Raw genomic sequence first — 9,299 nt, forward strand, 5'->3', positions numbered from 1 at the left:
CCGGGGAGCTGCCCGGGGGCCTGCGTCGCGGGGCGTCACGGAACTCTGGGCGCTGCTGCGCGGCCGTCGCGGGGCGGTGGCGATCGCCACGGCGCTGACCGTGGTTGGCACCGCCGTCGGGGTGCTCCAACCGCTGCTCGTGATGCGGGTGATCGACGCCGCGCAGGCGGGGGGTATTCCCGGCTGGCTCATCGGGGCGCTGCTGGGCCTGTTCGCCGGCCAGGCGGTGATCGACACCGCCGGGCACTACCTGCTCGAGCGCGTCGGCCAGGGCGTCCTGCTCGGCCTGCGCACCAGCCTGATCGGCCACCTGCTGCGGCTGCGCATGCGGGTGTTCGACACGCGGCGGATCGGGGATCTGATCTCCCGTGCGAACACCGACACGACCGTGGTGCGGGAGGCGGTGGCGTACAGCTTCACCGCCCTGGTCACCAGCGTGATCGGCGTCGTCGGCGCCGTCGCCCTGATGATCTGGTTGAACCCCTGGCTGTTCCTGCTCGTGCTCGGGGTGGTGGCGGTGGCCGGGGTCGTGGTACTCGGCGCGCTGTCCCGGATCAGGACGGTGTCCGAACGTGGGCAGGCCAGCGTCGGCGGCATGACCGCCGACCTGGAGCGCGCCCTCGCCGCGATCCGTACCGTGCGGGCGAACCGCGCCGAGGGGCGGGAGGCCGCGCGCATCGGCGACCACGCCGCGGCCGCCTACCAGGCCGGCCTCCGGATGGCGAAGCTGGACTCGATCATCGCCCCCGCGATGCAGCTCGCGGTGCAGGGAAGTGTGCTGGTCGTTCTCCTGGTCGGCGGGGTCCTGGTGGCGCGCGGTTCGGCCTCGCTCGGCAGCCTGGTCGCCTTCCTGCTGTATGCCACCTACCTGGTGATGCCGTTGTCGCAGCTCATCGAGGCGGCGGCGACCATCCAGCGGGGGATGGGGGCGCTGTCGCGGGTCAACGCGGTGTTCGCGCTGCCCCGGGAGGGCGACGACGAGTCCGTGCGCGGTCCGCTGCGCACCGTCGCGGTCGTGGCCCCCGGCGGGACGCGCCCGCCGGCACCATTGTCGCCCTTGTCCTCGTCGCGAGTGTCGTCCTCGTTCTCGTCACGAGGGGAGACGCCGAACCCGCGGGCGCCGTCGATCGAGTTCCGTGACGTCTGGTTCGGCTACGCGCAGACGCCGGTGCTGCGCGGGGTGTCGTTCACGGTGCCGTCTCGCGGGCACGTCGCGCTGGTCGGGCCGTCCGGTGCCGGCAAGTCCACCATCCTGGAGCTTGTCGAGCGCTTCTACGAGCCGGACGCCGGAATGATCCTCTTCGCCGGCCACGACGTCCGCGCGATGCCCCGCGCGACCGCCCGGGGGTGGGTCGGGCTGGTCGAGCAGAACACCCCGGTGCTGCACGGCAGCCTGCGGGACAACATCACCTATGCGGCGCCGGAGGCGACCGAGGAGCAGATCGCCGCGGTCCTGGCCACGGCGGGGCTGCGGGACTTCACCGACCGGCTGCCCGAGCGGCTCCGGACCCCGGTCGGTGATCATGGTGTCCTGCTCTCCGGCGGGGAACGGCAGCGGGTCGCGATCGCCCGCGCGCTGCTGGCTCAGCCCGCGGTGCTGCTCCTGGACGAGCCCACGGCCCAGCTGGACAGCGTCAACGAGCAGGCGCTCACCCGCGCGATGAGCCGGATCGCCGCCGAGCGGGCACTGCTGGTCATCGCCCACCGGATCTCCACGGTGCGGGCCGCGGATTTCATCCTCGTGCTGAACGAGGGCCGCGTGGTCGCGCAGGGCTCGCACGAGGAGCTGATGGTGACCAGCGCGTTCTACCGCGGCCTCGCCACGGGCCTGCCGGCCGGTCCCGCCGGGCCGGTCAGCCCGCCAGAGCGCGGGCGAGCAGGGACCGCAGGGCCTCCCGCCCCGGTGAGGTGAGCGCTTCGAACCCGCTCTCCTCGACGCCGTGACCTGCCCTCAGGGCGTTTCCGGGGGAGCCAGGGCGGACTTGCGGATCTTGCCCATCGAGTTGCGGGGGAGCTCGGCCACCAGGTGGATCTCCCGGGGCCGCTTGTGGATGGACAGCTCCCGTGCCACGAAGTCGATGAGCGCCTCGCTCGCCGTCTCGCTCGGTGTCCCGCCCGCCGCACCGGCCAGGTCGGGGGCGACGACGAAGGCGGCGATGCGCTGCCCGAGGTCGTCGTCCGGCAGCCCGACGACGGCGGCCTCGCGCACGGCCGGGTGGGCCAGCAGTACGGCCTCGACCTCGCCCGCGCCTACCCGGTAACCGCCGCTCTTGATGAGGTCGGTGGATCGGCGCCCGACGATTCGGTGGTGGCCGTCCGGGGCGACGACCGCGGCGTCACCGGTGCGGAACCAGCCGTCCGCGGTGAACGACGCGGCGGTGACCTCCGGGCGCCCCAGGTACCCGTCGAACAGGGTGGCACCGCGGACCTGCAACTCGCCGATGCTCTCCCCGTCCGCGGGCAGCTCGGTCCCCGTCTCGTCGTCCACGAGCCGGGCCAGCACCCCCGGCAGGGTGGTGCCGACCCAGCCCGCCCGGCGCTCCCCGTCCGCCCGGGCGCTGATGGTGATCAACGTCTCGGTCATCCCGTACCGTTCGATCGGGGCGAGGCCGGTGAGCCCGGCGAGCCGGTCGATCACCGGCCTCGGCAGGGGGGCACTGCCCGAGACGAGCAGCCGGGCCGAGACCAGGGCGCGGGCGGTGGTCGGATCGTCGCAGACCCGGGACCACACGGTCGGCACGCCGAAGTACAGGGTCCCCCCGGCCGCCGCGTACGCCGTCGGGGTCGGGCGGACGGTGTGGATCAACCGGCTGCCGACCCGCAGCGCCCCGAGCACACCCAGAACCAGGCCGTGGACGTGGAACAGCGGCAGCCCGTGCACGAGCGTGTCCTCGGGCGTCCAGGCCCAGGCGTCGGCGAGGGCGTCCAGATCGGCGGCGATGGCCGGGGCGGACAGCACCACGCCCTTGGGGGCTCCGGTCGTCCCGGAGGTGTAGAGGATGAGCGCCGGTCCGGTTTCCCCGGACCCGGACCCGGAGCCGGACTCGGACCCGGAGCCGGCAGACCCCGACCGTGCGGTGAGATCGACCGGCACGGTGGGGATCGCGAGGTTGTCCCAGGCAGGGCTGCCGAGCAGCAGGGCGGCGCCCGAGTCGCGCAGGATGTGACCGCGTTCCCGCGGCCCGGAATCAGGCGGCACGGGTACCGCCGGCACCCCGGCGAGCAGGCAGCCGACGACCGAGACGACGGTGGCCATCGTCGCCTCGGCGTGCACGGCCACCGCCGGCGCGCCGGCCACCCGACCGGCGACGACGGACGCGGCCGCGAAGAGCTCTGCGCGGGTGAACTCGACCTCCCCGACCCGGACGGCGGGGCCGTCGTGCTCGCCGGCAGGCAGTGGGAGCAGGGTCACTCCGTCATGCTCCCATGGCCGAACCCGTCAACGCTCAGCTCCGCCCAGACCGCCGCCGAGGTGCGGTGCGCGTCGATGCATCAGCGCCGTTCCAGTTCCGTGGGCCGCTCCAGTTCCGTGAGCCACTGGTGGAGGACCGCGGCGGTGGAGGCGGCGTGTTCGTTCATCATCGTCTGGTGATTGCCGGCGGCGTCGAGCCTTTCGTGCTCCATCACCCAGTCGGTCACCCAGGCCTGGCCCTCCCCGTCGGGGTTCTCGGCGACCGCCTGCTGGGGCATGCGCTCCATCGCCCGGACGAGGACGACCGGCGCGTTGACGGCGGTCGGCCGCCAGCCCTCGAACAGGTCCAGGTAGGCGCCCTGCGCGGTGACCTGTGCCTCCGTCATCAGCGCGAAGGCCTGGTCGTTGAGGGCGACGCCGCGAAGCTCCTCCTGGATGTCACCCTCGGGGATGCGGTCCCCGGGCAGCCACGTGTCGAGCAGCACCACCGCCCTGGGGTGGATCCCGCGGGTCTCCAGCCGGGCCGCGATCGCATGTGCCAGCCAGCCACCCGAGGAGTAACCCGCTAGCACGAGGGGGATCTCGTCGAACGCCCGGGCGATGGTCTCGGCATGCAGGTCGACGACGAGATCCGCGGTGGCCGGAAGCAGCTCCCCGTCGCCGAATCCGGGATGCGGCAGCGCGTACACGTCCCGCCGGCCATGCAGGTGCAGGGCGAGGCGGGCGAAGTTGTGCGGTCCCGACGGGGCGACCATCGAGGGCAGGCAGACGATGGTGGGCTTGGCCGGACCCGAGGCAAGTCTCACCGGCGCGGCGGGCGCGCCGAAGGCCTCGACGGTGCGGAAGACGGGCCTGAGCCGGGCGGCGGCCCGCAGGACACCGACGCCCTCGGCGAACTTGCCGTCCGTGCACGCCTGCCGGTACAGCTCGCGCACGCCGATCGGCGCGACCTGCGTCCCGGCCCGCGCGGGGGGTCCGCCGGGCACGATGTCCGGGTGCCGCTGGGTGGCGAGGGTGGCAAGGGTGGCGAGGGTATCGAGATGGCGGGTGAGCTCGCAGACCGTCGGATGCTCGAAGACGACGGGTGTGGCCAGGGTGAGGCCGGTGGCGGCGGCCAGTCGGCGGCTGAGCTGCACCGAGGCCAGTGAGTCGAAGCCGAGTTCGAGGAAGCGGCGCTGCGGGTCCACGTCGTCGGGCGACGGGTACCCGAGGAGAGCTGCGGCCTCCGCCCGCACGAGGTCGAACAGCGCGCGGGCGCGGGCAGACCCGGGCAGCGTCCCGTAGTCCACCCGGGTGGGGGGCGCGTCGGTGCCGGTCGGGTGGGCGTCCCCCTCGGGTCCGGCCGTCGTGGACCGGCTCCATAGATCGTCGAAGAAACGCCCGGGGCGGGCGGCGGTGAAGGGTGGGAGGAAACGCTCCCAGTCGACGTCGGCGACGGTGAGCGCGGCCTGCCTGCCCGCGACCGCCCGGGTGAGCGCGGTGACCGCAGCGTCGGGGGGCAGCGGGGTCAGGCCACGGCGGCCCAGGTAGTCACGGAACGTGGCCTCGGCGCCCATTCCGGCGTCGGCCCACGGGCCGAACGCGACAGAGGTGGCGGCGAGACCGAGCGCGTGCCGCCGCGCGGCGAGGGCGTCGAGGTAGGCGTTGCCCGCGCTGTAGGCGGCCTGGCCGCCACTGCCCCAGGTCGCCGACACCGACGAGAACAGGACGAAGGCCTCCAGCCTGGTGTCGCCGGTGTCGCCGGTGCCGGTGATCCCGCCGGTGCCGTCGAGTAGCCGGTCGAGGCCGGCGGCGCCGGCGACCTTCCCGGCCACGACCTCCGCGAACTCCCCGAGATCGAGTTTGTGTAGGGCGGTCACCTGCCCCATGACACCGGCCGCGTGCACGACGGCGGACACCGGCCGGCCCGCCTTGGCCAGTCTCCGCAGCAGGGCGGCGAGCTGTTCGTGCTCTCCCACGTCGCAGGCCTCGATGGTCGCCTCGGCGCCGAGGGCGGCGAGTTCGGCGCGTAGGTTCTCCGCCCCCGGAGCCGCGGGGCCACGGCGGCTGACGAGGACGATCCGGCGCGCACCGTCGCGGGCGAGCCGGCGGGCGGCATGCGCGCCGAGGGCGCCGGTGCCACCGGTGATCAGGACCGTGCCGTGAGGCCGCCACGCTGGCGGGACGGTGTCGATCTGTGCACCGACGGTGTTGGCTTGTGCATCGACGGTGTCTGCCCTGACGAGGCGGGGTACCAACAGCCCGGTGGTACGGGCGGCGAGCTGGTCCTCGCTACCGGGGGCGGTGAGGGCGGAGCCGAACCACGCCAGCGTCTGATCGTCGAGGTTGGTCGGGATGTCGATCAGACCGCCCCAGGCGTCGGGGTCCTCCAGGGCGAGGGCGCGGCCGAGTCCCCACATCATGGCCTGGTCCGGGGTGGTGACGGGGTCGTCGGGACCGGTGGTGACCGCGCCGCGGGTGACGCACCACAGCGGTGCGGACACGTCGAGGTCGTGTAGCGCCTGGACGAGCGGGACGGTGAGGGCGAGCCCGGTGGTCAGCGCCGGATGGATGTGGTGCGGAGTGTCGTCGAGGGCGAGCAGGGACAGGACGCCGCGTACCGCCTGCACCGTCTTCTTCCCGGCGGGGCCGCCGCCCGACAGCGGCATGGCGCCCGACAGCGGCATGGCGCCGGGCGGCGCCATGGCGTTCGACAGCAGCGCCGCGACCCGGGCGCGGTCGGCGTCGTCGCCGGTGAGGGTGAGGGTGACGGCCGTGCCGCCGAGGTGTTCGATGATCCAACAGATGCGGGAGAGCATGTCCTCGTCGACGCCGGCGGCCGGGGTCAGCACCGGCCACACGCCGGACAGCGGTGGCGTCGCGGTGGCCTGGGCCGTCACGGCGGTGGTGACGTCCTCGGAGTCCAGGGGCCGCCACTCGGTGCGGTAAGACCAGCCGTCCGGGTCCGCCGCGCGGGCCGTCCCGACGGTCGGGCTACGGGGCGCGGGGACAGCGGTGGCCCCGTCGAGCCAGTAGCGCCTGCGCTGGAACGGGTAGGTGGGCAGCTCCCGGTGCCGGGCGCCGCGTCCCCGGTACAGGGCGCGCCAGTCGACGTCGACGCCGTGGACGTGCAGCTCAGCCAGGGCGGTGAGGAGGGTGTCGGGTTCGGGGCGGCCGGCGCGGGACGCCGCCGCGGCCACCGTGTCCCGGGCGTCGCGGGTGCTTTGGGTGCTTTGGGGGCGCTGGGTCTTCTCGGGGCGCTGGGCGTCGGCGGCTAGGCAGGCCGGCAGGAGCGCGGTCAGGACGGCGTCGGGGCCGAGTTCGAGGTAGGCGACGGCGCCTTCGCGGTGCAGGCGACGGGCGGCGTCGAGGAAGCGGACGGGTTCGCGGACGTGGCGTACCCAGTGGTCGGGGGTGGTGAGCCCGGTCTGGAGGTCGAGGTCGCCGGTCCGGGTGGGGACGACGGGGATGGCCGGCGGGGAGTAGGTGATCTTCTCGGCGACGGCTCGGAACCGGTCGAGCATGTCGTCCATGTGCGGGGAGTGAAAGGCGTGGCTGACCGTCAGCCGCCTGATGGCGCGGCCGCGCTCGGCCCAGCCGACGGCGACGCGTTCGACGAGGTCGGCGTCGCCGGCGATGACGGTGGCGCTCGGGCCGTTGACGGTGGCGATCTCGACCCGCCCGGCGAGTCCGGCGAGGGACTCGGCGACCTCCTCCTCGCCGGCGCGGATGGCGGTCATGGCTCCGCCGGCGCGGCAGGCCTGCATGAGCCGGCCGCGGGCCGCGACGAGAGCGCAGGAGTCGTCGAGGGTCCACACTCCGGCGACGTGGGCGGCGGTGAGCTCGCCGATGGAGTGCCCGGCGAGGATCCCCGGGGCGAGACCCCAGGATTCGAGGAGCCGGAACAGCGCGGTCTCGAAGGCGAACAGCGCGGGCTGGGTGTACTCGGTGCGGTCGAGCGCCGCCGCGCCCGGGGAACCGGCGGGGGCGAACATGACGTCGCGCAGTGGGTGTTCGAGATGCGGCGCAAAGTGGGCACAGACGTCGTCGAGGGCGTCGGCGAAGACCGGGTAGGTCGCATGGAGTTCGCGGCCCATCCCGGGGCGTTGGCTGCCCTGGCCGGTGAACAGGAAGGCGGTTGCCCCCCGGGCGGTTCCGCTTCGGCGGAGCGCTGGTCGGACCGTGCCCAGGACCAGCCCGGCGGTGGGACGGGCCTCGGCCAGAGCAGCCAGGGTCCCGGTCCCGGCCCCGGTCCCGGCCAGGTGCGTGCCGCTGCCGCACGCCGCCGATCCGCGGACGACGGCGACGGCGCGGTGCTCGAAGTGGGTGCGACCCGCCAGGGTGTATCCCGCGTCCAGGGGAGAGATCTCGGGATGGCGCTCCAGGTGCGCGCCGAGCCGGGCGGCCGCCGAACGTAGCGCCGCGTCGCCGCGGCCGGACAGGACGACAGGCACCGGGGCGCTCGCCGGGTTCTCCCCGGCGCGGTCCGCACCCATGGCGTCCGTTCCCGGCCCGGGTGGTGCTTCCTCGATCACGGCGTGAGCGTTGGTGCCGCTTACCCCGAACGCCGACACCGCCGCCCGTCGCGGCCGGCCGTCCCGGCGCTGCCAGGGGACGTTTCCAGTGAGCAGGGCGACGTCGCCCGCCGACCAGTCCACGTGCGGGGACGCCTCGCGCACGTGCAGGGTCCGCGGCAGGACGCCGTGCCGCATCGCCTGCACCATCTTGATGATCCCGGCGACGCCGGCGGCGGCCTGGGTGTGGCCGATGTTCGACTTCAGGGACCCGAGGTAGACGGGCCGCCGTGCCGCACGGTCCTGGCCGTGGGCGGCTCGGTCCTGGCCGTAGGTGGCAATGACGGCCTGGGCCTCGATCGGGTCACCGAGCGTCGTGCCGGTGCCGTGCGCCTCCACCGCGTCGACGTCGGCGGCGCGCAGCCCGGCGTTGGCCAGCGCCTGGCGGATCAGGCGCTGCTGGGACAGGCCGTTCGGCGCGGTCATCCCGTTGCTGGCGCCGTCCTGGTTGATCGCGGTGCCACGCAGGACCGCGAGGACGTGATGGCCGTTACGGCGGGCGTCGGAAAGCCGTTCCAGCAGCAGCACGCCCGCGCCGTCGGCCCAGCCGGTGCCGTCGGCGTCGGCGGAGAACGCCTTGCAGCGCCCGTCCGGTGCCAGGCCCCGCTTGCGGCTGAACTCCACCAGGATCCCTGGGGTCGACATCACGGTCACCCCACCGGCCAAGGCGAGGTCGCATTCGCCGGCCCGCAGCGCCTGGCCGGCCAGATGCACCGCCACCAGGGACGAGGAACACTGGGTGTCGATGGTCAACGCGGGCCCTTCCAGACCAAGCGTGTAGGAGACGCGGCCGGCGATCACGCCGGAGGCGTTGCCGGTGAGCAGTTGTCCCTGGGCTTCGGCGGGCGCCGCATGCCAGGCGGGGCCATAGTCCTGCAGCGACACCCCGGTGAAGACGCCGGTCCGGCTGCCCCGCAGCGACCGTGGGTCAATGCCCGCGTGCTCCAGCACCTCCCAGGAGATCTCCAGCATCAGCCGCTGCTGCGGGTCCACGGCATGTGCCTCGCGTGGACCGATACCGAAGAATCCCGGGTCGAACAGCGCGATGCCGGGCAGGAATCCGCCATGGCGGGTGTAGGCGGTGCCAGGCTGATCCGGATCAGGATCGTAGAGCGCGTCGAGCTCCCAGCCCCGGTCGTCGGGCAGGCCGCCGACGGCATCCCGGCCCTCTCGCACCAGGTCCCACAGGGCTTGCGGTGAATCGGCGCCGCCGGGCAGCCGGCAGGCCATGCCGATGATGACTACGGGATCATGGCCCCGGAACGGCTCCGAGCCGACCTCGCCGGTGGCAGGAACGGCGGTGGCGGCGGGGACGGCGGGGCCGATTCACCGCA

At 74.1% G+C, this 9,299-nt stretch carries 2 protein-coding genes and 1 pseudogene; 1 reads left to right on the plus strand and 2 read right to left on the minus strand.

Annotated features, from left to right (window positions below; genetic code table 11):
* The first annotated feature begins 52 nt into the window (after positions 1-52).
* Positions 53-1,912: an ABC transporter ATP-binding protein gene (locus AC08OX_RS10920; RefSeq protein ID WP_476607708.1), complete on the plus strand. Its 1,860-nt coding sequence runs from the start codon at positions 53-55 to the stop codon at positions 1,910-1,912.
* 39 nt (positions 1,913-1,951) lie between these two features.
* On the opposite strand, the gene AC08OX_RS10925 is transcribed toward AC08OX_RS10920, so the two are convergent.
* Positions 1,952-3,412, minus strand: coding sequence for an acyl-CoA synthetase (locus AC08OX_RS10925; RefSeq protein WP_476607707.1), 1,461 nt, complete (start codon positions 3,410-3,412; stop codon positions 1,952-1,954).
* 80 nt (positions 3,413-3,492) lie between these two features.
* Positions 3,493-9,282 (minus strand): annotated as a pseudogene (locus AC08OX_RS10930) (SDR family NAD(P)-dependent oxidoreductase); the annotation flags it as partial.
* Positions 9,283-9,299: the final 17 nt, after the last annotated feature.

It is taken from the genome of Frankia sp. CoBUL1, assembly GCF_978021245.1.